This is a genomic window from Dehalococcoidales bacterium, assembly GCA_028717385.1.
Lineage (GTDB): Bacteria > Chloroflexota > Dehalococcoidia > Dehalococcoidales > CSSed11-197 > CSSed11-197.
Genome location: JAQUNW010000002.1, coordinates 69,558 through 93,851 on the forward strand (window position 1 = coordinate 69,558; position 24,294 = coordinate 93,851).

General features: G+C 46.3%; 20 protein-coding genes and 5 tRNA genes. 16 read left to right on the plus strand and 9 right to left on the minus strand.

Annotated elements, in window-relative coordinates:
• Nucleotides 1-4 precede the first annotated feature (4 nt).
• The 7 genes from PHX29_01030 to PHX29_01060 all read left to right on the plus strand — a co-directional run bounded on the left by PHX29_01030 (nt 5) and on the right by PHX29_01060 (nt 8,043).
• Complete coding sequence (locus PHX29_01030; protein MDD5604496.1) at nt 5-1,258, plus strand: 3-isopropylmalate dehydratase large subunit; 1,254 nt, start codon at nt 5-7, stop codon at nt 1,256-1,258.
• Complete coding sequence (locus PHX29_01035) at nt 1,258-1,752, plus strand: 3-isopropylmalate dehydratase small subunit (GenBank protein ID MDD5604497.1); 495 nt, start codon at nt 1,258-1,260, stop codon at nt 1,750-1,752. The genes PHX29_01030 and PHX29_01035 overlap by 1 nt, the downstream gene beginning before the upstream one ends.
• Nucleotides 1,753-1,780: 28 nt before the next feature.
• Nucleotides 1,781-2,860, plus strand: a complete 1,080-nt coding sequence (locus tag PHX29_01040) for an isocitrate/isopropylmalate dehydrogenase family protein (protein ID MDD5604498.1) — start codon at nt 1,781-1,783, stop codon at nt 2,858-2,860.
• Nucleotides 2,861-2,864: 4 nt separating this feature from the next.
• Entirely contained in the window at nt 2,865-3,791 is a 927-nt protein-coding gene (gene mdh / locus PHX29_01045) for a malate dehydrogenase (protein MDD5604499.1), read from the plus strand.
• A gap of 126 nt (nt 3,792-3,917) precedes the next feature.
• Nucleotides 3,918-6,668, plus strand: coding sequence for a DNA polymerase I (gene polA, locus PHX29_01050; protein MDD5604500.1), 2,751 nt, complete (start codon nt 3,918-3,920; stop codon nt 6,666-6,668).
• Entirely contained in the window at nt 6,661-7,479 is an 819-nt protein-coding gene (mutM, locus tag PHX29_01055) for a bifunctional DNA-formamidopyrimidine glycosylase/DNA-(apurinic or apyrimidinic site) lyase (GenBank protein ID MDD5604501.1), read from the plus strand. The genes polA and mutM overlap by 8 nt, the downstream gene beginning before the upstream one ends.
• Nucleotides 7,480-7,668: 189 nt before the next feature.
• Nucleotides 7,669-8,043, plus strand: coding sequence for a hypothetical protein (locus PHX29_01060; GenBank protein MDD5604502.1), 375 nt, complete (start codon nt 7,669-7,671; stop codon nt 8,041-8,043).
• Nucleotides 8,044-8,047: 4 nt separating this feature from the next.
• Here the strand turns inward: PHX29_01060 and PHX29_01065 are convergent.
• The 7 genes from PHX29_01065 to PHX29_01095 form a co-directional block, all read right to left on the minus strand.
• Nucleotides 8,048-8,122, minus strand: a tRNA-Cys gene (locus PHX29_01065).
• Nucleotides 8,123-8,168: 46 nt separating this feature from the next.
• Nucleotides 8,169-8,243: transfer RNA gene (locus PHX29_01070), tRNA-Gly, on the minus strand.
• 14 nt (nt 8,244-8,257) lie between these two features.
• Nucleotides 8,258-8,344 (minus strand) — tRNA-Leu (locus PHX29_01075).
• 9 nt (nt 8,345-8,353) lie between these two features.
• Nucleotides 8,354-8,429, minus strand: a tRNA-Trp gene (locus tag PHX29_01080).
• A gap of 140 nt (nt 8,430-8,569) precedes the next feature.
• A complete protein-coding gene (locus tag PHX29_01085; protein MDD5604503.1) occupies nt 8,570-9,223 on the minus strand; it encodes a VTT domain-containing protein in 654 nt (217 codons plus the stop codon).
• A 49-nt stretch (nt 9,224-9,272) separates the two neighbouring features.
• Nucleotides 9,273-9,596, minus strand: coding sequence for a MerR family transcriptional regulator (locus tag PHX29_01090; GenBank protein ID MDD5604504.1), 324 nt, complete (start codon nt 9,594-9,596; stop codon nt 9,273-9,275).
• 21 nt (nt 9,597-9,617) lie between these two features.
• On the minus strand, nt 9,618-10,610 hold the full coding sequence (locus PHX29_01095; protein MDD5604505.1) for a J domain-containing protein: 993 nt from the start codon (nt 10,608-10,610) through the stop codon (nt 9,618-9,620).
• A 294-nt stretch (nt 10,611-10,904) separates the two neighbouring features.
• Here PHX29_01095 and PHX29_01100 point away from each other — a divergent pair, with 294 nt between their 5' ends.
• The 4 genes from PHX29_01100 (at nt 10,905) to PHX29_01115 (ending at nt 14,684) form a co-directional block, all read left to right on the plus strand.
• Nucleotides 10,905-12,539, plus strand: a complete 1,635-nt coding sequence (locus tag PHX29_01100) for a CTP synthase (protein ID MDD5604506.1) — start codon at nt 10,905-10,907, stop codon at nt 12,537-12,539.
• 22 nt (nt 12,540-12,561) lie between these two features.
• Nucleotides 12,562-13,218, plus strand: a complete 657-nt coding sequence (gene fsa / locus PHX29_01105; GenBank protein ID MDD5604507.1) for a fructose-6-phosphate aldolase — start codon at nt 12,562-12,564, stop codon at nt 13,216-13,218.
• A gap of 10 nt (nt 13,219-13,228) precedes the next feature.
• The gene (gene rho, locus PHX29_01110) at nt 13,229-14,494 is read left to right on the plus strand and encodes a transcription termination factor Rho (GenBank protein ID MDD5604508.1); all 1,266 of its coding nucleotides are present in this window, start codon (nt 13,229-13,231) and stop codon (nt 14,492-14,494) included.
• Between the two features lie 117 nt (nt 14,495-14,611).
• Nucleotides 14,612-14,684: transfer RNA gene (locus tag PHX29_01115), tRNA-Glu, on the plus strand.
• A 51-nt stretch (nt 14,685-14,735) separates the two neighbouring features.
• Here the strand turns inward: PHX29_01115 and PHX29_01120 are convergent.
• Both PHX29_01120 and PHX29_01125 read right to left on the minus strand, forming a co-directional pair.
• Nucleotides 14,736-14,984 carry a DUF3820 family protein gene (locus PHX29_01120; GenBank protein MDD5604509.1) on the minus strand — a complete coding sequence of 83 codons (249 nt, stop codon included), beginning with the start codon at nt 14,982-14,984 and terminating at the stop codon, nt 14,736-14,738.
• A gap of 4 nt (nt 14,985-14,988) precedes the next feature.
• Nucleotides 14,989-17,136 (minus strand): Tex family protein, encoded by a 2,148-nt coding sequence (locus PHX29_01125; protein MDD5604510.1) that lies wholly within the window; start codon nt 17,134-17,136, stop codon nt 14,989-14,991.
• Nucleotides 17,137-17,341: 205 nt separating this feature from the next.
• Here PHX29_01125 and PHX29_01130 point away from each other — a divergent pair, with 205 nt between their 5' ends.
• The 5 genes from PHX29_01130 (at nt 17,342) to PHX29_01150 (ending at nt 24,245) form a co-directional block, all read left to right on the plus strand.
• Entirely contained in the window at nt 17,342-17,551 is a 210-nt protein-coding gene (locus PHX29_01130) for a hypothetical protein (protein MDD5604511.1), read from the plus strand.
• 268 nt (nt 17,552-17,819) lie between these two features.
• On the plus strand, nt 17,820-18,482 hold the full coding sequence (locus PHX29_01135; protein ID MDD5604512.1) for a hypothetical protein: 663 nt from the start codon (nt 17,820-17,822) through the stop codon (nt 18,480-18,482).
• A complete protein-coding gene (locus PHX29_01140; GenBank protein MDD5604513.1) occupies nt 18,479-20,461 on the plus strand; it encodes a DUF2779 domain-containing protein in 1,983 nt (660 codons plus the stop codon). The genes PHX29_01135 and PHX29_01140 overlap by 4 nt, the downstream gene beginning before the upstream one ends.
• Before the next feature lie 168 nt (nt 20,462-20,629).
• The gene (locus PHX29_01145; protein ID MDD5604514.1) at nt 20,630-23,047 is read left to right on the plus strand and encodes a clostripain-related cysteine peptidase; all 2,418 of its coding nucleotides are present in this window, start codon (nt 20,630-20,632) and stop codon (nt 23,045-23,047) included.
• The gene (locus PHX29_01150) at nt 23,037-24,245 is read left to right on the plus strand and encodes a serpin family protein (GenBank protein MDD5604515.1); all 1,209 of its coding nucleotides are present in this window, start codon (nt 23,037-23,039) and stop codon (nt 24,243-24,245) included. The genes PHX29_01145 and PHX29_01150 overlap by 11 nt, the downstream gene beginning before the upstream one ends.
• Nucleotides 24,246-24,294 lie beyond the last annotated feature (49 nt).

The window sequence follows — 24,294 nt, forward strand, 5'->3', positions numbered from 1 at the left end:
ACGATTGGGTAAAACTCTTGCAGAGAAAATACTTTCAGAAAAATCCGGCGGTTCGCGCAAGGCTGGTGATATAGCTATCTCGCGTGTTGATTTGGCTTTCGTCCAAGATACCACTGGTCCGCTGACGATACGGGCTTTCAGAGAAGCCGGCTTTTGCGAGCTTGCCAACCACGAAAAGACCGTGTTGTTTTTAGACCATGCTGCTCCCAGCCCAAACTGGCAGCTTTCAAATGACCATGTGTTTATGCGCTCATTCGCCAGGGAGACAGGATGTATTCTTTCTGATGTTGGAGAAGGAGTCTGCCACCAGATAGTGGCAGAAAAGCTGGCTAAACCTGGTGATGTGATAGTAGGAGCTGATTCTCACACAGTTACTGCTGGTGGACTTGGTGCTTTTGCTACCGGAATGGGTTCTTCGGACGTTGCTGTTGCATTTGCTCTTGGTAAAACCTGGTTCAGGGTTCCGGATACCCTCTTTATTGAGCTTGCCGGTAAATTATTCCCCGGAGTGTACGCCAAGGACCTGATCTTGCATCTTATAGGTAAGATAGGAGCTGACGGAGCGACCTACAAGGCGCTCGAGTTTGGCGGAGGCGGCATAAGCAAAATGCCGGTTACCGATCGTCTTACTATTGCAAACATGGCGGTAGAAGCTGGCGCTAAGGTTGGCCTGTTTCCCTCGGATGAAATGACCTACGAATATCTTAAAAGTCTGGGGCGAGAAAAGGACTATAAGCCTCTTTCTCCAGACTCTGATGCTGAATACGTAGAAAGAAAAAAGATAGATCTGGCTAGTCTTGAGCCGACAGTATCCCAACCTCATACTGTAGATAATACTGCTCTTGCCAAAGATCTCAACAATATAATTATAGATCAGGTTGTAATCGGCACCTGCACTAATGGTCGCTTGGAAGATTTGGAAATTGCAGCGTCTATATTGAAAGGCCGGCGCCGTCACTCCCGTACAAGGCTAATTATCGGGCCAGCGTCACCCAAGGTGCTTAGAGAAGGCGTAAAAAAGGGCTATATTGATACATTGCTTGCTGCCGGAGCGATTATACTGCCTCCTGGTTGTGGACCTTGTCTTGGTCTTCACCAGGGTGCTCTTGGGGATGGGGAAGTATGTCTTTCCACGGCCAACCGCAATTTTAAGGGACGAATGGGTAATCCCAAAGGGAACATTTACCTTGCCAGCACTGCTACTGCAGCAGCCTCGGCTATAACCGGTAAAATTACTGATCCGAGGGAGATGCTGTAATGTTAAAAGGAAAAGCCTTTAAATTTGGCGATAATATTTCAACTGATCACATCGTACCCGGTCGACTTGCCCATTTGCGCTCCAACCTGCCGGAATTGGCAAAGCATGTACTTGAAGACGCTGACCCCAATTTTGCCACGAATGTTAAACCGGGAGATTTTGTAGTGGGTGGTTCCAATTTTGGGCTCGGTTCCAGCCGGGAACATGCCCCCCTGGTTATTAAAATGGCAGGGGTGAGTGCAGTCCTGGCCAAATCGGTGGCACGTATTTTCTTCCGGAATGCTATTAACCGTGGCCTTCCAGTGTTGATTTGTGATACAGATAATATATCAGATGGTGATGAACTTGAAGTTGATATGGAGGCGGGGAGGATAAAGAACCTTACCAGCGGTAAAGTCATTGCTTTCAAGCCAATACCCGCTTTTATGCTGAGCATTCTAAACGAGGGTGGTTTGGTGCCCTATATCACCAAACATGGCGATTTTAAAGCCTAGTTTAACGAATTCAGGAGGAATTTTTCCTATGACGTATAATATTACCCTGATTCCCGGAGATGGTATTGGGCCGGAGCTGACCGAAGCTACTATACGAGTGTTGGAGGCTACCGGGATTAAATTTAAATGGGATATAGTCAATGCCGGAGTTGATGTAATAGGAGAATATGGGACCCCGCTTCCTGAACATGTTATCGAATCAATCCGGAAAAATCGGGTTGCACTCAAGGGGCCTATTACCACACCAGTGGGGTATGGGTTCAGGAGTGTAAATGTATCACTCAGAAAAATCCTTGATCTGTACACCTGTCTGCGTCCCTGTAAAAGCTATGCCGGTACACCCACATATTTTAATAATGTAGATATTGTAATTGTACGGGAAAACACTGAAGACCTTTATGCTGGCATTGAGTTTGAGCAGGGCAAGAGTGAAACTGCTGAGATAATTCAGATGGTGGAAAAACTTACCGGTAATCAGCTGCGTAAAGACTCGGGTATTTCCATTAAGCCTATTTCTGTAACTGGAACCGAACGGATCGCCCGGTTTGCATTTGAATATGCTCGTAAGAACAATCGGAAAAAAGTCACCGCGTTGCACAAAGCTAATATCATGAAATACTCTGACGGGCTATTTCTGGCCGTTGCCAGGGAAGTAGCGCAGAAGTATCCCGATATCGAGTTTGAAGATCGTATCATCGATAATATGACCATGCAGATGGTAAAAAATCCTGCCCAGTTTGATGTCCTTCTTTGCCCCAATCTTTACGGGGATATCATCTCTGATCTTGGTGCAGGCTTGATTGGCGGTCTGGGGCTAGCCCCGGGAGCTAACATTGGTGATGAGGCGGCTTTATTCGAGCCGACTCATGGTAGTGCCCCCAAATATAAAGGGATGAACAAGGTAAATCCGATGGCCCAAATGCTTTCCGGAGTTATGATGCTCAAGCATTTAAAGGAAAACGAAGCCGCAGAAAGAATAGAAAAAGCAATTGCCGCGGTTGTCAGGGAGGGCAAAAGTATCACTTACGACCTTCTTCCGGAAGAACGGCGCAATCAGGCGGTCGGGACCTCCCAGGTTGCTGATGCCATTATAGAGAAACTGGGGTAGAAGAATGCCAAAAGTAAGTATTATTGGTGCTGGAAATGTCGGCGCTACAGCTGCACAGAGACTTTTAGAAAAGAACCTCTGTGATGTAGTTCTACTGGATATCGTGGAAGGCCTGCCGCAGGGCAAAGCCCTGGATATGGCTCATTCAGCTCATATCCTGGGATTAACTCACCATATTTCCGGGACTAACGATTACCTGGATACTGCCGGCTCGGATATTGTCATTATCACGTCCGGTGCGGCACGCAAGCCTGGCATGACACGTGACCAGCTAGTAGGAATTAATGTAAAAATTGTCGGTGAAGTGGTGGAAAAGGCGGCAGCGGTATCTCCGCAGGCAATATTACTGGTGGTGACCAATCCAGTAGATGTTATGACCTACCTGGCAATTAAGAAGAGCGGATTTGGGCCCAGACGCGTGATTGGGCTTTCTGGGGTTTTAGATAGTTCTCGTTTGGCTTACCTCATTTCCCGCGAGCTCAACGTACCTGTTACCGATGTTACCGCATATGTCTGGGGTGAACATGGCCAGCAAATGGTGGTTATCCCCCGATTGAATACTGTTAGAGGGATTCCGATTACTAAAATGCTTCCGAACAATATTATTTCCAATTTGGTACAACGCACAGTCGGTTCGGGTGCTGAAGTAGTTGAACTGCTCAAGAGTTCCAGCGCTTACTATGCGCCCTCTGCAGCTGTGATACGTATGGCTGAAGCTATTCTGAAAGATTCACACGAAGTATTGCCCTGTGCAGCTTACCTGGATGGGGAGTATGGTCTGAGCGATGTAGTTTGCGGAGTACCGGTTAAGTTGGGTAGAAACGGTCTGGAGAGTATAATCGAAATTGATTTGACTCCTGAAGAACGCAGGCAATTGGCTCAATCTGCCAGTACTATCAGAAAGATGGTTATCGACTCCGGTTTAGCATAATCCCCTTGCCGTTGGCTTTCGGTTAATAAAAAAGCTGGCAATAACTCCTATTAATTCTATCTATCTTGAATGGGACAAGCGCATCAAGCGATCTTTGCCTGTCTGGTTATCTGGTATAATAAGTTTATGTCGAATAATAAACTGGTTCTTTTTGATGGCAATGCTCTGATTCATCGCGCTTATCATGCCCTTCCCCCTCTCACTGACAGAAGTGGAGAGATAGTAAACGCAGTGTATGGTTTCACCTCTATGCTGCTTAAGGTGTTAGAGGAAATAGATCCCGAATATGCCGCGGTTGCTTTTGATAAAAAAGCCCCTACCTTTCGTCATAAGATCTCTGACGTATACAAAGCTAATCGACCGGAGACTCCCGAGGATTTAGCCCCCCAATTTGATAAAGTTCGTCATTTGGTAAAGGCTTTTAACCTACCCCTTTTTGAGATGGACGGATTCGAAGCCGATGATATTCTTGGAACTCTCAGTAATCAGGCAAAAAATACCGGGGTTGAAGTAATCATAGTCACCGGAGACGCTGATGTCATGCAATTAGTGAGTCCGGGTGTAAGGATTTTATACCCAAAAACAGGCCGTCAATTTAGTGACACTATTCTTTATGGAGAAGAAGAAGTTGAAGCAAAATTCGGGGTAAAGCCTGAACTGGTAGCGGATTATAAAGCCCTGGTGGGGGATGCATCTGATAATATTCGTGGCGTGCCGGGTATTGGTCCAAAAACAGCGGTAAAACTCCTCAATGATTATGGTGGAATTGAGGAAATTTACCGCAACATTACGAAAATTGAACCGCAAAGAATCAGGCAATTGCTAACCGAAAACGAGAGAGCTGCGCGCGAGAGCAGAGTTCTTGCGACAATCGTCATCGACATGCCCCTGGTTTTGGATTTAAAACAATGCCGCCTTCGCCAATATGACCGAAGTCAGGTGATTGAACTCTTTCAGCGCCTTGCCTTTTCCAGCCTTATTGGCAAGCTGCCTGAGCAGGAACAGGAGCAAGAGTACGGCGGAGGCTTGAATAGCACCCAAGCTATGGTCGAAAGCAATAAACCTGATAAATGTGAATATACTGTAGTAAACACCCCCGACCTACTGGAAAAACTGGTTGGCGATCTGGCAAAGTCAGGCAGCTTTGCCTTTGATACCGAAACTACAGGGCTTGATTTGGCTAACTCCCCTGTTGTTGGCGTTTCATTTTCATGTATGCCGGGAAAAGCCTGTTATATTCCGGTTGGACATGTTGGTTGGGAACAAATCAGTCAGCTGGATACCCGAGAAGTGTCCAGGGTTTTAAAACCGGTTATGGAAGATCAATCAGTAAAAAAAATTGCCCATAACGCCAAGTTTGATATTGAAGCACTCGCCGGTCTGGGCATTGAAGTGAGCGGCTTGTCTTTCGATACCATGGTTGCTGCACATCTCCTGGGGGAAAAAGCTCTTGGCCTGAAAGAACTGGCCTTTAATCGGCTTGGCGTAGAAATGACTCATCTGAAAGAGATCATTGGTACCGGCTCAAAGCAGATCAACATGAGTCAGGTGGAGGTTTCGGCTGCTTCTGAATATGCCTGTGCGGATGCTGATATCACCCTTCGTCTTGCTGAAATATTTACCAGAGAACTTAAAGAACAACAGCTTTATACACTATTTACGGATGTTGAAATGCCCTTGCTTCCGGTGCTTATCAGTATGGAGCAAGCCGGGATTTTATTGGATACCCGTCTTTTAGATGATCTTTCGCATCGATTGGCAAAGCGACTCATTGAACTTGAAGCTAGTATCTATAACGATACCGGTCATCGTTTTAATATAAACTCTCCCCGCCAGTTGGGACAGGTGTTGTTTGATGACTTGAAGCTGCTAGGTGGAAGAAAAACAAAGAGTGGTTATTCTACTGATGCCGCTGTACTGGAATCCCTCAAGGGTGCTCATCCGGTTGTAGATAAAGTAATTGAATTTCGTACACTTGCCAAATTGAAGACAACCTATATCGACGCTCTTCCTGGTATGGTAAATCCTTCCACCAGCCGGCTGCATACCAGTTTTAATCAGACTCGCACTGCCACCGGCAGGCTGTCGTCATCCGATCCGAATCTGCAAAATATTCCGGTACGTGGAGAGCTCGGCCGCGAGATTCGACAGGCATTTATTGCACCGGAAGGTTCGGTTTTACTATCGGGCGATTATTCCCAGATTGATCTTAGGGCACTGGCACATCTGTCTGGTGATCCGGTTTTGGTAGACACCTTTAAACGCAATGAAGACGTTCACACTGCTACTGCAATGCAGCTGTTTGGAGTTGGAGGCGTTGAAGTGACTCCGGATATGAGGCGTCTTGCCAAGACGGTCAATTTTGGTGTCATATATGGTATGAGTGGTTATGGTCTTGAACAGGCCACTGAGTTGAGCCGCCAGGAAGCAGAACAATTTATCGCTACATATTTTGAAAAATATCCCGGGATCAAAAAGTACCTGGAAGAGACCAAAGAACTTGCACGTAGTCAGGGTTATGTACAGACAGTTCTTGGCCGCAGGCGCATGATTCCGGAGATTAACTCACCCAATCGTAATATCCGGGAAGCGGCTGAGCGTATGGCAATTAACATGCCAGTTCAGGGCACATCTGCAGATATAGTCAAGGTTGCGATGATCAACCTTGATCGTGAAATTCACAATCGTGGTTTGAGCACCCGGATGCTTCTCCAGGTTCATGACGAGCTGATTTTTGAGGTGCCTGAAGGAGAAATCGGATCAGTATCAAAGATGGTTCAGGGTTGTATGGCCAGTGCCATCAAGCTGGACGTTCCCGTAAAGGTGGATCTCAAGGCTGGCAAAAACTGGGGAGATATGGAGTCATTGGGTGCCTGAGCTTCCGGAAGTTGAAACTATTCGCCGGGAGTTATTGCCGTTAGTTATTGGACGGCGGATTGTCGGAGTAGAACCGTTTTGGGATAAAACACTCAAGGGTGCAAACGCTGCCGATTTTAATAAACTTTTTGCCGGCCGCGTTATTAATAGTCTTGAAAGACGAGGAAAATATCTCATTTTTAAGTTGGAAGACGACAAATGTTTTTCAATTCACTTCAGGATGACCGGCTCAATAATCACTGGTGCTGGTGATGGAAACCTGCCTCGTTATTGCCGGGCGATAATCAGGCTGGATGGGAAACTCTCCCTGTTTTTTATCGATCCCCGCAAATTTGGCTGCATTGAAGTCCTTGATAGCTGTGATAGCGCTCTTTCCAGATTGGGCCCCGAACCGCTGGATGACTCATTTAGTCCGGAAATGCTTGAAAAAATACTATCAGGCCGCAAGACCCCGATCAAATCGGCGCTTTTAAACCAGCATAATATTGCCGGTATAGGTAACATGTACGCTGATGAAGCCCTTTTTCAGGCGCGTATTCATCCTCTCAGGCCTGCTGACAAAATCAGCAGTGAAGAAGTCCAATTGCTTTATGATGCAATCAGATCTGTGTTAACGCAAGCTATAGAGCGCAAGGGGGCGACAGTATCCGATTATACTCGCCCGGGAGGAGAAGCTGGCAGGGCACAGGACGACTTTTGCGTTGCCCATCGGCGTGGTTGTAATTGTCCTCTTTGCAATAATCCGATTGAAAGAACGGTAGTTGGCCAGCGTGGGACTTATTTTTGTCCGGTGTGTCAGCCCCGGGGCTGACACACAAACATAACTGTCAAATATTCTCTTTGCCCGGTCAATACAAGCACATTTACAGTCCATTTATTACAGTCCGTGTCCTGGTGTGCTGCTTAATAGTTGTAAAGATGCAGTCGGTGGAGAATATAATGCTATATAAAAATATTTCGGTATAATGAAAAAATTTAATCTGCTACAAGGGGGACGGATTTGAGTTCAAGAGATATTATCAAACCGGTGGTTATGGTTATCGGTCTTGTAATATGTGGGCTTGCAGCCGGTTTCTTGGCTGCGTTCATTGCTTCACGCGTTTTCGAAGGAGATGCTGGCGGATGGGGCGGTCTTGTCGGGGCTATAGTTGGAATGGCGGCAGGTTACCCCCTTGGGGTAGTACTGGGTATGGTGGCAACCAGGTGGATAATCAAGTATCCCGGTTCGCTCTTATTGGGAATACCAGGTGTACTGATTGTGCCGGTACTTTGTTTTGCTCTTGCCGAGTTGATCGGTAATCCGGACTTTATTTTTGGATCTATGTTTATTGTATCTCCTCTAGTGGGTACAATAGCATATCACCTTAGAAGATAGAAGTTGGAGGCGACGAGCGGATTTGAACCGCTGAATGGGGGTTTTGCAGACCCCTGCCTTACCACTTGGCTACGTCGCCTGTTAAATCCGCAAAACGGGGCAGAATATCTGCCCCGGCAAACTGCTGGAGCGGAAGACGAGATTCGAACTCGCGACCTCCTCCTTGGCAAGGAGGCATTCTACCGCTGAACTACTTCCGCTTATACATTGTTAATGGTGCCGAGAGTGGGATTTGAACCCACACGAGCTAAACGCTCACTAGCCCCTCAAGCTAGCGTGTCTGCCATTCCACCACCTCGGCAGAAAAATCTGGCAGGAGCGGAAGGACTCGAACCCTCGACCGGCGGTTTTGGAGACCGCTGCTCTACCAACTGAGCTACACTCCTAAGCCAAGGACATATAATACCATAAAACGGCTTGATTTGTAACCCTGGCTGCCGGACAGTAGCGGTCATGCTCCAATCACAGAGTACCATTATATTTTATTATGCCTGTCTTCGTCCAGAGCGATTGCCAGCTACGCTTGTTAGAGGTCAATGCCCAGCATGCCAAAGATTCCCTTGAAACCAAAATACCCGGTATATGCGATTAGTGTACATTTAATAAGCTTGCCGGCGAAGGTTATTGCCGCATACCGCTTGATGCCGAAACGCGATGCTCCCATCATCAGCGAAGCTGGGTAAAAAAATGGATTCATTATGGCTGAGAGCAGGAAAAGGGTGATACGGCCCCTTTTTTCTATCAGGGAGGATATTTTATCGCTCAGGCGCTTCCACCAGCCTGATTTGGGTGCAGAAAAGGGAGCGCTCCCGCCCACTCCGGTTACGTAAATACTCAATGCCCCCAGGGTTTCTCCCAGGGAACATATTCCTCCAACAAAAATAGGGCCGAGAACATCCGGTCCTATTAGAGGTTTTACTACGCCGCCCAGCGCAAACTGCACTGCCAGCATGGGCACCGGAACAAGAACCGTAGCACTGCCTAATGCACTGATAACAAATCCGCCGGCATATCCATAACCAGCTATGCGGTATATGGCGTCCCAGTTTAAAGCCAGCGCGGCTCCTAGTCCGAGAGTGAATATTATGGTCAAGATGGCAATCGCATATTGCCATCTGTTTCTGTTCCGGGTGCCAGAGTTCTCAATTTCCGGTTTTGGATTTTGTATATGTTCCGGCATTAATAAACATTGTTCCTTTCTGGAGTTAGAGTTTCTTAACAGGTGGTAATTAATGTCCCTGTTTATTAATAGAAGACTGCAGGTTGTCCAGTCTCTTTTCTAATTCTTCTTTATCTTTCTGCAGCTCGGCAAGCTGTCGGCTCATTCTCAAGATAATCTCAACTCCGGCCAGGTTGACTCCAAGCTCGTCCATCAGGGTTTTAACCTTGCGTATAAGCATCAAGTCATAGTCTGAATAAAGCCTGATGTTACCAGGAGAACGTGCCGGTTTTACTATACCAATCTTTTCATAATATCGCAGGGTATACGTTTGAGTTCCAAGCATTTCGGCTGCAATGCTAATTACGTAACGAGGTCTATTTTCTTTTTCCATACTCATTATTCTTCAAGCCGGTTATGCCGGTCTCAATTCCTTAAGATTTTCGAATAACCGCTTTTCTTCTGGCGTTAACCTGGTTGGCAAAACGACTTTTACGTGAGCAATTAAATCACCGCTGCCTGGTTTACCAAGATGTGGCATTCCTCGACCTGCCAATTTGAAGCTGCGGTTGTTCTGTGTTTCTGCCGGGATTTTCAACGCCAATACTTTTCCGTCGGGAGTAGGAATATTCACTTCACCGCCCAGGATGGCTGTAAGTAGAGGTACATCGACTGTGACATGCAAATCATCATCAATACGCTCAAACTTAGGGTGAGGTTTAACCTTTACAGAAATGAAAAGGTCTCCAGGTAGCCCGCCAGCAAAACCCACACCACCTTTACCGGCAAGACGGACCCTTGAGCCAGTTCGTACTCCAGCCGGAACCTTGACTTCGAGCCTTTTAACTTGCCGGGTAGTCCCGGAGCCATGGCAGCGGGAACAGGCTGTATTGTTGGTAACGCCGGTCCCATTGCAGGCAGGACAAGCCCCCTCGGCTTCCAGGCTAAGCAGACGGTTGGTTCCGGTAAAAGCCTCTTGCAGGGTGATCTCTACAGGGTATTCTATATCCTGGCCTTTTTGGGGGCGGGTACGGCGCTTGTGACGGCCAAAAAGTTCTTCAAAGATACTCCCAAGGTCGCCGGTTTCTGTTCTGAAATGAGCACTGCCGGTGCCGCTAGATCCGCTGAAATCGAATCCTTCGAATGGGTTTCCCCCTGTTCGGGTTTTTGAAAATTGGTCGGCATATTGCCATTGCTCACCGAACTGATCGTACTTTTTACGCTTTTGGGCATCATGAAGTACTTCATAGGCCTTGCTTATTTCTTTAAACTTGTCCTCAGCTTCCTTGTTGTTGGGATTTACATCCGGATGATATTTGCGGGCAAGTTTGCGGAAAGCTTGCTTTATTTCCTTTTCTGAAGCTTCGCGGTTAATTCCCAGGATTTTATAATAGTCTTTTTCTGCCACGATCAATCACCCTTGGTAACAATTATAAATGGCAGATATTAACCTGTCAAAACAAGTTTAGTATTATTAATAAACGTTTGTTAAACATTATTCAACGAGAGGTTTGAATAAATATGATCCAAGTACAATAAAGAAAAAATAAATAAAAATACTTGACACATACTTCGTGCGATACCTATAATTAACCAACATGTTCCCCCGCTATTTAGCGCTCTCAATCTAAATTTATGTTGTGCTTCGTGGCAAAATTCTTATCCAAAGATTCCGGGTAAATATTGCGTATAGATTGATATTATGACCAAATATATTTTTGTAACTGGCGGTGTTGTAAGTTCTGTAGGCAAGGGTATCACAGTTGCCTCGATTGGCAATATCCTTAAAAGCCGGGGGATAGAAGTTTCGGTACAAAAACTCGACCCCTATTTAAATGTCGATCCTGGTACCATGTCTCCTTATCAGCATGGCGAAGTCTTTGTAACCAAAGATGGGGCTGAGACCGATCTCGATCTTGGTAATTATGAGCGTTTTATAGATATTGAGCTAACGGCTATATCCAATACGACCTCTGGCCAGATTTATTCTTCGGTTATCACCAAAGAAAGGCGTGGAGACTATCTTGGCGGAACGATACAGGTTGTCCCTCATGTAGTAGGTGAAATTAAACAGTATTTTTTGCGCCTGGCTGATATTTCCCAGGCTGACGTTATACTGGTTGAAGTGGGCGGTACAGTTGGGGACATTGAAGGCCAGCCTTTCCTTGAAGCGATCCGGCAGATGCGCAAAGATGTCGGGCGGGATAACGTACTGTATGTACATGTTACTCTGTTGCCCTATATCTCCACCACCAAGGAGCTTAAGACCAAACCTACCCAGCACAGTGTGAATGAATTGCGCCGCATAGGTATCCAGCCGGATATCATCGTTTGCAGGAGTGACTATCCAATTTCTGACAGTATCAGGGACAAGCTTTCCCTGTTTTGTGATGTTGAACGGGAGGCGGTGATTCCTCTCCCCAACGTTGAGACAATTTACGAAGTTCCGCTAGTGCTTGAGGCGGAACACGCCGGGGACCTGATTGTTAAAAGGCTGGGGCTCAATGCCCGCCCTTCAGACTTGAATGATTGGCGGCATATGGTATCCCTGCTTAAAAAACCGGCTACTTCGGTTAATATTGCCCTGGTTGGCAAGTATATTGAATTGGAAGATGCTTATTATTCAGTAAGAGAAGCTCTCTGCCACGCAGGACTACACAACTCTTGCTGTATTAATATTGAATGGATTCATTCGGAAGACCTAGAAAAGAACGGTGTTGAGCATTACCTGCGGGATGTACAAGGTATCCTGATTCCGGGCGGGTTTGGTATCAGGGGTATTGAAGGTATGATTAAAGCAGCTGCATATGCCCGGGAGAATCGTATTCCTTATTTTGGTTTATGTCTTGGAATGCAGGTGATGGTGATTGAATATGGCCGGTTTGTGCTGAAAGATCCAAAGGCCAATTCATCAGAATTCGATCCTGAAACAGCTAATCCTGTAATCGACCTGATGCCGAAACAGAAAAATCTCCCGGACAAAGGTGGAACGATGAGGCTGGGCAATTATTCCTGTTCGATACTTCCCGGAACGCTGGCTGCTCAGGCCTATGGTAAATCGATGGTAGTTGAGCGCCATCGGCATCGTTATGAGTTTAACAACGATTACAGGGAGCTATTCCAGAAGGAAGGGATGATCTACAGTGGGCTTTCTCCGGATGAGACACTGGTTGAGATATGTGAGTTGAAAGACCATCCATGGATGCTGGGAACTCAATTCCACCCAGAATTCCTTTCACGCCCGCAACGACCCCATCCATTATTCTGCGGGTTTGTTGAAGCTGCTAAACAGGTTCTCAGGGAAGGCGCTCAACCGACCCTGCCTTTAAACCAGTAGAACACTGCGGAGGTAAAAATACGTGCGCATTTTTCTGGATACAGCCAACGTCGAAGAGATTGCCCATGGGGTAAAAATCGGCGTGGTTAGTGGAGTTACTACCAATCCTTCCCTGGTATCAAAAGAAGGTTGCCGGAGCTATCAGGAGCTGGTGCAAAAGATTTGCACTGTAACCTCTGGTGATGTTTCCGTTGAAGTTACAGAAGAAAACGTGGAGGGTATGCTTGCCCAGGCACGGCAGATTTCGAAATGGGCTCCCAATGTCGTGGTAAAAATTCCGGCTACTGAACCGGGGCTTGAAGCCACTTCGATATTGACCAGGGAAGGTATCAGGATTAATATGACCCTTTGTTTTTCATTGAATCAGGCTTTGCTGGCTGCGCTGGCAGGAGCCAGTTATATTAGCCCATTTGTCGGAAGGTTAGATGATATTGGGGAAGACGGTATGGCGCTTATAGCTGATATTGTTAATCTTTATAATCGGCATGCTTATGAAACAAAAGTGCTTGCAGCAAGTATTCGTCATCCCTATCACGTATTGCATGCTGCCAGGGTTGGTGCTCATGTAATTACTATGCCATACAATGTACTAAAACAAATGATTAAACACCCCCTGACCGATATAGGTATTGAGCGCTTTCTTTCAGATTGGCGTCAATCGGGTTCGGCCTTCAGCTAGAGAGGTAAATATGGAAATCAGTCAATTGGAAAATAAAACTCGCGAAGAGTTACTTGAAATTGCTAAAGAAAGCGGACTTTCGAATTATACCAGTTTGAAGAAGCAGGATATTGTTCTGCGTCTTCTTAAGGCTAGTGCCGAACAGCAAGGCAACTTGTTCTGCAATGGCATCCTGGATATTATGGCCGACGGTTATGGATTTTTAAGGCAGGAGAGTTTGCTTCCCGGTAATTCCGATATATATGTCTCGCAATCTCAGATTCGACGTTTTGGATTACGCACTGGTGACATGGTAATAGGCCAGGGCAGACCAGCCAAGGCTGGAGAGAAATATTTTAGCCTGCTAAGGGTAGAGGCGATAAACGGACTTGATCCGGAACAAGCCAAGGGCAGGCCGCATTTTGGATCTCTGACTCCGACTTATCCGGATGAACTCGTTGATCTTGAAACCTCACCGGCCAATCTCTCGACTCGTCTGATAAATCTGATTGCCCCGATCGGCAGAGGGCAGCGCGGGCTTATCGTGTCCCCTCCTAAAGCTGGAAAAACGATGTTGTTAAAAGCCATCGCTAATGCGGTTACTGCTAAATATAACGACATTCATCTGATGGTATGTCTTATCGGGGAGAGACCTGAAGAAGTTACCGACATGAAACGTTCTGTTAGGGGCGAGGTAATTAGTGCCACCTTTGATGAAGCAGTTGAAAACCAGACCAGAGTGAGCGAGCTTGCACTGGAAAGAGCTAAACGACTAGTTGAGGGCGGTAAAGACGTTTTCATTTTGCTTGACGGTATTACCCGTCTTACCAGGGCATACAACTTGGCAATGCCTTCTAGCGGCCGCACCTTGTCTGGCGGACTTGATCCAGCAGCTTTGCATCCGGCCAAACGCTTTTTTGGAGCCGCTCGCAATGTTGATGAAGGAGGAAGTCTGACTATTATTGCCACCTGCTTGATAGATACCGGCTCTCGAATGGATGATCTTATCTATGAAGAGTTCAAGGGTACGGGCAACATGGAATTGCACCTTGATCGCAAACTGGCCGAGCGGCACACATTCCCAGCAATTGACATCCTTCGTAGTGGTACACGGCGTGACGATTTGCTTATTGACGAATCAGTGCAGAAGCAAATCTGGTTACTTAAACGCATGATATCTATGATGTCATCTGACTCGGTGAATTCAACTGAAACCACTGAGCGCATTCTTGAGCGAATGGCTAGAACCAGCAGCAACGCTGAATTTTTAACCAAACTGGGCAAGGATTCGGCTTAAAAACAAGTAAGGGCGGTTTCCAATCCGGAGCCGCCCATTTTTGTTTACTATCATGCCTTGGGAAGTAAAAGCTTTAATTGAGTATTTCCCGGGAATTCTGTTATACTCTTAAGTCGCGCCCCCATCGTCTAGAGGACTAGGACAGCGGCCTTTCAAGCCGTCAACAGGGATTCGAATTCCCTTGGGGGCATTTACTTTAATCCTTTTGTTTTTATTCCCAAACACCAGAGCCATTAGTAATTTATATTTGCGGTTTTTTATCTCTCAAGGGTTTGAGTAGATATTCCAGACCGTTTACTTTAATCTCATAGATACTTGATAGCAAAAATCCCAGCTTCCCCGATGGAAAACCATTACGACTAAACCAAACCAGATATGGTTCCGGCAGATCGCACAGTAAACACCCTTTATACTTTCCATACGGCATATGTGTGTTTGCCAGCTCCAGAAGCACCCGTGAATTACTCGTGTTGTATTTATCCTGCTCCATTCAGTTATCCGGCAGGAATTGTGTCTGTCTTCATAGAAAGCGCAATCCTTTTAAGTTTTGCATCTATATCTAATACTGTTACCGTTACTGCCTGGTTGACACTTACTATATCAGCAGGGTTTCTTACAAAGCTATCTGCAAGCTGGGAAATATGCACCAGGCCGTCCTGGTGGACGCCTATATCAACAAACGCTCCAAAATTGGTGACATTGGTGACAATTCCGGCTAGTTTCATGCCGGGCTTGAGGTCTGCGATCGTGCGGATAGAACTGTCGAAACAGATGCTCTCGAATTTTTGACGTGGATCTCGTCCAGGCCTGGCGAGCTCGGTCAGGATGTCATTTATTGTCGGCAGTCCGTGTTTATCGCTGATGTATTTCTCTGACTGTATCAAGCTGCGTTTGTCTTCGTGGTGTATCAGGCTGATTACACTACAGCCAGAATCTGCAGCCATACGATCTACGATGGCATAGCTTTCCGGGTGGACTCCACTTGCATCTAAAGGATTTTCACTTTCGTCTATCCGTAAAAATCCGGCAGCAAGCTCAAAGGCTTTCGCACCCAGCCGCGGTACTTTTTTAAGCTCTTCCCGGCTGCGGAAAGGGCCATTTTCTCGGCGATATCTGATAATATTGGCGGCAAGGGCTGGGCCGAGTCCGGAAACATAGGTGAGTAGCTGCTGGCTGGCGTTGTTGACCTTGACGCCTACTTCATTAACACAACTCATAACGGTTTCGTCCAGCTTGTCTTTTAACTTAACCTGATCAACATCATGCTGGTATTGGCCTATACCTATAGCTTTTGGATCGATCTTGACGAGTTCTGCCAGCGGGTCCTGGAGACGCCTGCCAATCGATACTGCTCCGCGAACAGTTATGTCGTGATGGGGAAATTCTTCGCGGGCAATGGCAGAAGCAGAGTACACCGACGCACCCCCCTCATTTACTATTACTACCGGAATGTTTGCCGGTATTTGTAGCGAGTGGATAAAATCAGCCGTTTCCCTGCTTGCGGTGCCGTTACCAATAGCGATAGCCTCTATATCGTAGTGTTCGATCATCTCCTGTACAATATGCGAGGCTTGTCTGGAGATTTCTTCTGATCTACCAATATATATCACAGCATCTGCCATCAATCCTCCCTGCCGGTCAATAGCTGCCAACTTACAACCGGTGCGGTAGCCGGGATCAATAGCCAGCACTGAACGTTGTCCAAGGGGAGGAGACATCAGAGTGTTTCGCAGATTACGGGCAAAAACTTTCAGCGCTTCTTCGTCTGCGCGTTCCTTTATTTGTTTACGAATATCATTTTCAATCGAGGGGGACAACAGCCGGGAGTAAGAGTCTTTTATGGCATTATCTACCTGTTCACAGGATAACCCGCTGCCCCTTATGAATAGGCTTCGAAGCAGGGACAGAGCCTTAAATTCGGGAGGCTGGATTTTGATTTTTAAAAAACCTTCGCTTTCGCCTCTCAACATGGCAAGCACACGATGCGAAGGGGCTTTTTTTATTGGCTCCTGCCAATCGAAATAGTTACTGTATTTAAGGCCTTCTTCTTCCTTGCCTTTGGCTACTTTGGATTCGATAATTCCTTCCTGGAAAAACAGGCGCCGTATAAGCCTGCGAGCATTGGCATCTTCGCTTATCCATTCGGCGATAATATCGCGTGCGCCGGCAACGGCCGCTTCGGCGGTTTCAATACCTTTCCCAGGGTCAATATAAGCAAGCGCTTCCTGGCATGGGTTTACGGCCTTCAAGCTGAATATTCTTTCGGCAAGCGGTTCAAGGCCTTTTTCCCTGGCGATTGTTGCCTTGGTCCGTCGTTTGGGGCGGTAAGGCAGATAGATATCCTCAAGCTCGGGCAGAGAGGAGCAGGCATTGACAGTTTCATTCAAACTCTCTGTGAGTACGCCCTGTTCTTCAAGCGATTTTAATACTGCTTCGCGCCGTTTTTCGAGAGCAGCTATACGGATGAGCTCATCCCTGATAGTTGCGATTTTTACTTCATCGAGAGAGCCGGTTTTTTCTTTACGATATCGGGCAATGAAAGGTATGGTTGCCCCTTGTTCCAACAAAGATCCAACCGATTCAACCTGTCGCGAATCAACTCCGGTTGCCCTGGCAATCTGTTCAATAAGGTCACTGCGCACTGAAAAAACACCTCAGAATGTATATATGTCAGGCTAATTCTACTACAGTGCACTGATGTCCACCAAAGCAAGCATTTGTTACCCTAACGCCAGATGGTTTCCGGTACTTCAACAGCAATCGGGCTGACCTCCCCAGACAGGGAGGATATCTCGAAGGCATGTGATGGAGAAATTTGCTGAGTAGCTTGAGGTAAATCATCCTGAGTTGGGAATTGATGAAAACACCGAATGGTCCGGCATCACGGTTAAGCCGGAATGGCTGGCTGTATCCCATTACCTGTTCTTTTCCGATGAGCGGGAAGCGCACATTTCCTGGCATGTAATGATAGCTCCGCATGACTTGGGCAAGTTGGCTGATTATGATTATCCCGAAGAAAAGGTAAAAGAGGCGCTTAATTCTCTGCCGAAGGTGTGAATACTCTTTGACTTTGTGTTAGTAAACAGGGAGAGGCAAGCGAAGCATCGGCCTCTCCCTGTTATTTTAATCAACCGAGTTTTTTGAAAAATCAATACCAGCCAAGAATAAATTTGCGCATTTGTTATCAGTGATATTGTATAAACGCTCTAACAAGACCAATTTCTTTCGATTGCAGAAGTTGTTAAGGCTGTTGTTGCCACACGCTTGTGTTAGAATTATGCCTGGTAAGCGGGAATACCCGAATTCTAATCCTGTGGAGGCAATTATGTGTTTTTCGGCTCCAGCCAGTTTTGTTGGCAGTGTGGTGATAGGTGGAATCGGCGCCGTCGCTCAAAAGAAGGTCATCCGACCTAACCAGCGGCTTTTTGCTCTTATCCCAGTTCTATTTGCAGTTCAGCAGTTAGCTGAAGGCACTCTCTGGATTACACTGGCATCTGATTCTTACCAGACGCTGGAAAATATTGCCGTCTATATTTTTATGATTCCAGCACTGGTGCTCTGGCCGTTTGTTGTGCCTTTGTCTGTATATTTGATGGAGGAAGAAAAACTTCGCAAAAAAATATTGGCTATAATACTGGCAGCCGGGGGGATGGTATCTTGCTTTTATGTATATTGCCTGATTATTTATAACGTAACGCCGCAAATACATGGTCTGCATATCATGTATGCCGAGAATTTTCCCAGGGTGTGGATGAATATGTTTTACCCACTATACGTTATTGCGACCATTGCTCCTTTGTTTATTTCATCCATCAGGCGCATGTGGGTGTTCGGGGTGCTCATTGGTATTTCCTACCTGGTGGCTTCTATCTTCTTTTCTCAGTATCTCATATCTGTCTGGTGCTTTTTCGCCGCAATAATAAGCGGAGTTATATATTGGATTTTAGCCTGTGCCGGTAAAACTAAAACAGGTGGAATTACAGCGTGAAGTCAAGAATGCTTACCAAGTCCCGTTTCAAACTAGCCCTGGAATGTCCAGCCAAGCTATTTTATGAGGGCAAGCCAGAATATGCTAACCAGAAGCTGGATGACCCGTTCCTGCAGGCATTGGCTGATGGAGGTTTTCAGGTGGGAGCGTTGGCAAAATGCTACTATGGAGGAGGTAGCGAAGTACTGGCTTGGGAACATGGTTCGGCATTGGAGGAGACCAGGAATTTACTGGAGCAGGAAAGCGTTATCATCTATGAAGCAGCCGTTTGCTTTGAAACTCTCTTTACCAGGATAGATATACTGGTAAAGAGGGGTAATGAAATTGACCTTATAGAAGTAAAAGCCAAATCCATTGATAGGGAAGAAGACGACTTCCTGACCAAGGGCGGAAATATTTCTGCCACCTGGTATCCGTATCTGGCCGATGCTGCTTTCCAGAAATATGTTCTAATGTACGCTTTGCCGGATTATTCTATTTCTGCTTACTTGATGCTGGCTGATAAGGCTTCAAGGTGCAGTGTAGATGGGCTGAATCAGAAATTTAAGCTCACCAGAGATAATCTGGGTAGAACTCGTGTTATTGTACCGGCTAATTTAACTAGTGAAGATCTGGGCTCGCCTATTCTTACCCCGGTAAACGTGGATGAGTATTGCGATTTTATATATAGCCAGAAATTTGAACTTCTATCTGGAATATATGATTTTCCCGGGTATCTGGATCTACTGGCCAGTAGCTATGCCAATGATAATAAAATTTGTGTGGCCCCTTCTGCAGAATGCAAGAAGTGCCAGTTTATAACGACCGAAGCAGATGATAAGGCTGGGCTGAAAAGTGGCTTTAGAGAATGCTTCAGTCAGTTTTACAACTGGGGCGAAGTAGATTTCAAAGAGCCGACCGTGCTGGAAATATGGAACTACCGGAAAACTGGCAAGCTGCTTGGAGAAGGAAGGGTAAAAATTGCACAAGTAGAAGAAAGTGATATTAATCCTAAAGATGATGGCAAACCCGGCCTTTCATCCAGCCAGAGACAATGGTTGCAGATCTCAAAAGCTCAGAATCGGGACACCGATTACTGGATAGATATTGATAACATGGTCAGGGAAATACAGAGATGGAAATACCCTCTGCATTTTATAGATTTTGAGACTTCTTCGGTTGCTATACCTTTCAATAAAGGGAGGCACCCCTATGAGGGAATTGCTTTCCAGTACTCTCATCATATTGTTAATAAGGATGGCAGCATCGAGCACCGTGGTCAATACTTAAATACTGAAGCCGGTTTGTTCCCCAATTATAAGTTCGTGCGCGCCCTCAAGAGGGAACTTGAACAGGACGGAGGCACAATATTCCGATACGCTGCGCATGAGAATACATTTTTAATCACAATTTACCGGCAATTAATTGAAGAAACACAAGTCGAAGATGGGGATGCACTTTGCGAATTTATCCGCCGGATTACCAAATGTGGCAGCCGTAATGGCGATAACTGGGAAGGTGAGCGCAATATGATTGACATGTGCGAACTAGTGAAGCGTTATTATTATGATCCGGCAACAAAGGGGTCCAATTCAATCAAACGGGTGCTTCCGGCAATTATGAACTCGTCAAAATTTCTACAGGACAAATACTCCGCGCCAGTCTACGGTTCCAGCAGGGGTATCCCGAGTCTCAATTTTCGGGACTGGCGCTGGATTACATATGAAGATAATCGGATTGTTGATCCATATAAACTGTTACCCAAGTTGTTTCAGGAAGACGAAAGTCAAGAACTTTCTTTACTAAGTACCAATGATGAAATAAAAGAAGGGGGCGCAGCGACCACGGCTTATGCTCTGATGCAATTTACCGAGATGAGCGATTATGAGCGTGCTCAAATTACAAGTGCCCTCTACAAGTACTGTGAGCTGGACACATTTGCAATGGTAATGATTTATGAAGCCTGGAAGGACATGGTTTCATCTGAGCTTATATTTTAGCGGTTGATCTGTAATTAACGGAAACCCTTAGCGACAGGTTAATTGATGATAATCCATGTAAATCTTGAGCTATAACTCTATAATAACAGATATTGTTATCGTTCTGAGATAGTGCCATAATTACTGCTGGAAGTTCGGTTTATTAATAATACCAGGGAGGCACTAAATATGGCCGATGATTCTGGAGGACGCAGGGTTACAGGCAGCAGGAGGCGGCCGACATCTGCTTCTTCTGGCTCTCGTCCGCGCGCAACTGCCACGCGTAGATGGTCTGATTCATCTGGGGGCACATCCGGTTCTGGTACAAACTCGGGAGGCGGTTCATTTAGCGGCGTCAATCTTCTCGCCGCATTAATGGCTTTGATTGGTTTAGGTTCTGGTGGGGGAAAAGGGTGTCTTCCCCGCTCAAAAGGCTGTAGCCTGATAGGTATAGTTGCATTGGTTGTAATCGTAGTTATTGTTGTGATTAGCCTGCAGCAATGCGGTGGGTGTAATTTATTCACAAAAAATCCCGGTACCAACCCTACTACAACTCACGGTACCACCTCAACATCACCGACTTCTACAAATGCTTCAACAACCTATGTTCCATCTGGTGAAACCCATCGTTGGCTGGTAATGCTCTACCAGGGTGCGGATGATAATGTGCTGGAAAAAGACATTTATGTAGATTTAAACGAAGCGGAAATGGTTGGTTCGTCAGACGATGTTATGATTGTCGCCCAAATAGACCGATACAGTGGAGGCTTTAGCGGCGATGGAAACTGGACGGAAACCCGGCGATTTATTGTTCAGCGAGACCAAAATCTCGAGAAACTGGCTTCCCGGCAGGTGGGGAATCTTGGAGAACTCAATATGGCAACCGGTCAGACCTTGACGGATTTTGCTGTATGGGCAATTAATACCTATCCTTCTGACAGATATGCCTTGATAATGAGTGATCACGGAATGGGCTGGCCTGGCGGTTGGACGGATGCAACTGCTACAGGGAGCCGTAATTCCAGTATCCCGATTGCATCTGCAATTGGTGAGATGATATATCTCCACGAACTTGAAGATGCTCTGTTTCAGATCCGATCTCAAACGGGAATCGATAAACTGGATATCATTGGTCTGGATGCCTGCCTGATGGCGCAGCTGGAAGTGTTTTCTGCTCTCGCTCCGCATGCCCATTATGCCATAGCTTCCGAAGAGGTTGAACCGGCACTGGGTTGGGCATACGCAGGTTTTTTGGGAAAACTTACCGAAAATCCTGATATGGATGGAGCCGGTCTCGGACGCTCTATTGTTGACAGTTATATAGATGATGATCACCTCATATCAAGCTCTTATCAACGAACCCAGCTCAGTCGTGATATAACTCTCACCGCAGTAGATCTTGCTGTTATGGCCAATTTGAATAACCACCTGAATGAGCTTTTGTACACATTTCAAAACGCTTCCCAAAAGGAAATAGCCGCAGGGCGCACCTATGCTCGAAGTTATACCAGCGTATTCGGATCCTCTGAACCACCGTCATACATTGACCTGGCAAACTTTTTGCAAATCGTTAAGCAGAATAATAATCGGGTTGATGTGAATGACAGAATCAATGGAGTACTGTCTGCAATAAACCAGGCGGTTGTAGCTGAAAAGCATGGAGTACAGATGGAAGGCTCAAGTGGCATTTCCATCTATTTCCCCAACTCGGCTCTCTATAAAAGTCACATTTCCGGAGCCGAGTCCTACACCGCAGTAGCAAAACGCTTCGCCGCTGAATCATTATGGGATGATTTCCTCGCTTTTCATTACACCGGCAGAAATTTTGAACTGGGTGATGCAGAGGTAGTAGTTCCTGATAGCAGCTCGATAGCCTCGCCCGCCAGCGGTGATTTTTCCATAAACTCTCTGGCTTCGAGTAGCAGCACGGCTAGCCGGAACAGGCCGATCACGCTTACGGCTGATATCAGTGGCCAAAACATCGGGTATATTTATCTGTTTGCCGGTTATCTGGATGAACAGGCCAACTCTCTGTTTATCGCCGACCGGGATTATATCGAAAGCCCGGATCTTCGTCTGGTTGACGGGGTGTATTACCCGGATTGGGGGGAAGGAGACTTTACTCTCGAGTTTATCTGGGAGCCGATAGTGTTTGCTATAAACGATGGAGTTTCTTCTGTTACAGCATTATTTAACCCGGAGAGTTACGGCTTGACTGCCGAAGAAGCGGTTTATTCTGTTGATGGAATATATCATTTTACAGGTGAAAACACTGAGTGTTATGCCAGGATGTATTTTACCAACGGAATAATGCAGAAAGTGGTAGGCTTTACCGGCTCGAGCGGCTCAGGAGCTCCTCGAGAGATTACTCCAGCTCAGGGAGACCGTTTCACCGTCTTGGAAAACTGGCTTGATCTAGATGCTTATGGCAATGCTATCAACACAGCAACCAAAAAGGGAGGGGCTCTCACCTTCGCAAGCGATACTTTTACCTGGGAGGTGCTGGATGCGGCAACCGGCACATACAAGGTCGGATTCATAATTGAGGATCTGGATGGACACCGTCAGGAATCTTTATTGAACATAGAGGTGGTAGATGAAGGTTAAGGTTCTCCGATCTGATCATAAAGAACGATGTCCAGATACGCCCGTAGCAGAGGAAGATGTTTCGGCACTGGTTTCTGGTAATAGCGCTTTTGCTCTGAATCTATATCGCCAGATAAGAAAACAGGACGTCAATTTGATATTTTCCCCCTACTCTATATCTACGGCGCTGGCTATGACTTGGGCTGGAGCTCGGGGAGAAACCGAAACTGAAATGTCTGCAGTCATGAATTTCGATCTTGAACAACCGCAGCTGCATCCTGCATTCAGATCCCTTGATGCCGAGCTGAATAAAAAGATTGGAAGCGAAGGCAGTGAGGATACAGCCGGCTTTAAGTTACGAATAGTAAATTCTGTATGGGGGCAAAAAGGTTACAGGTTTCTTCCGGAATACCTCGATATACTGGCTAAAAACTACCGATCCGGACTTAACCTGGTGGACTTCAGGGGCAAGAGTGAAGAATCCCGCCGTACTATTAATGACTGGGTGCTTGAACAGACTCAAGGGATAATCGATGAGCTGGTCGGCCGGGGAGCAATAGATTCATCGACTCGGTTGGTGCTTACTAATGCGATATATTTCAAAGGCGCATGGAAGTATCCATTTGAAGCTTTCAGAACCGCTGAAGGCCTTTTCCGGCTGCAAAATGGGGAGGAAATATTCGTGCCCATGATGAACCGGACCATGCTTGTTCCATACGCCCAAATTGGCAACTGTCAGGCAGTTGAACTGCCTTACAAAACAGAGGATATCTCAATGGTTATACTTCTGCCTGATTTTGGCGAGTGTGAAGACTTTGTTAATGCGCTTGATCGCGAAAAGCTTTTCACCATTATCGAGGCGTTAAAGTTGGCTGATGTGAACCTCACTATGCCAAGGTTTAAGTTTAAATATAATCTGGCATTAAAACAGGCTCTTGTTGAAATGGGCATGAAAAGTGCCTTCACCAGTAATGCTGACTTCTCTGGAATCAGCCGGGAAGGAAGTTTATACCTGCAGGATGTGCTTCACAAGGCATTTGTAGCTGTTGATGAAGAAGGCACCGAAGCTGCAGCGGCAACGGCAGCCATTGTAGGAATCAAGCTGTTTACTCCTCTGGCAGTTCAGCTTAAACTTGACCGGTCATTTGTTTTCTTTATACGTAACAGGAGCACCGGTACAGTACTGTTTATGGGGCAGGTGCAAAATCCTTTGGCTTGAAATAATCAAACTTAAGGCATCATAAGTCTTGACGCACTGATACGACAAG

What these genes read in the sequence shown, in the direction of transcription:
- PHX29_01035 (MDD5604497.1), top strand. Translation starts at nt 1,258, where the DNA reads ATGTTAAAAGGAAAAGCCTTTAAATTTGGCGATAATATTTCAACTGAT.
- PHX29_01040 (MDD5604498.1), top strand. Translation starts at nt 1,781, where the DNA reads ATGACGTATAATATTACCCTGATTCCCGGAGATGGTATTGGGCCGGAG.
- mdh (MDD5604499.1), top strand. Translation starts at nt 2,865, where the DNA reads ATGCCAAAAGTAAGTATTATTGGTGCTGGAAATGTCGGCGCTACAGCT.
- polA (MDD5604500.1), top strand. Translation starts at nt 3,918, where the DNA reads ATGTCGAATAATAAACTGGTTCTTTTTGATGGCAATGCTCTGATTCAT.
- PHX29_01085 (MDD5604503.1), bottom strand. Translation starts at nt 9,223, where the DNA reads ATGCCGGAACATATACAAAATCCAAAACCGGAAATTGAGAACTCTGGC.
- PHX29_01090 (MDD5604504.1), bottom strand. Translation starts at nt 9,596, where the DNA reads ATGGAAAAAGAAAATAGACCTCGTTACGTAATTAGCATTGCAGCCGAA.
- PHX29_01100 (MDD5604506.1), top strand. Translation starts at nt 10,905, where the DNA reads ATGACCAAATATATTTTTGTAACTGGCGGTGTTGTAAGTTCTGTAGGC.
- rho (MDD5604508.1), top strand. Translation starts at nt 13,229, where the DNA reads ATGGAAATCAGTCAATTGGAAAATAAAACTCGCGAAGAGTTACTTGAA.
- PHX29_01120 (MDD5604509.1), bottom strand. Translation starts at nt 14,984, where the DNA reads ATGGAGCAGGATAAATACAACACGAGTAATTCACGGGTGCTTCTGGAG.
- PHX29_01135 (MDD5604512.1), top strand. Translation starts at nt 17,820, where the DNA reads ATGTGTTTTTCGGCTCCAGCCAGTTTTGTTGGCAGTGTGGTGATAGGT.
- PHX29_01145 (MDD5604514.1), top strand. Translation starts at nt 20,630, where the DNA reads ATGGCCGATGATTCTGGAGGACGCAGGGTTACAGGCAGCAGGAGGCGG.
- PHX29_01150 (MDD5604515.1), top strand. Translation starts at nt 23,037, where the DNA reads ATGAAGGTTAAGGTTCTCCGATCTGATCATAAAGAACGATGTCCAGAT.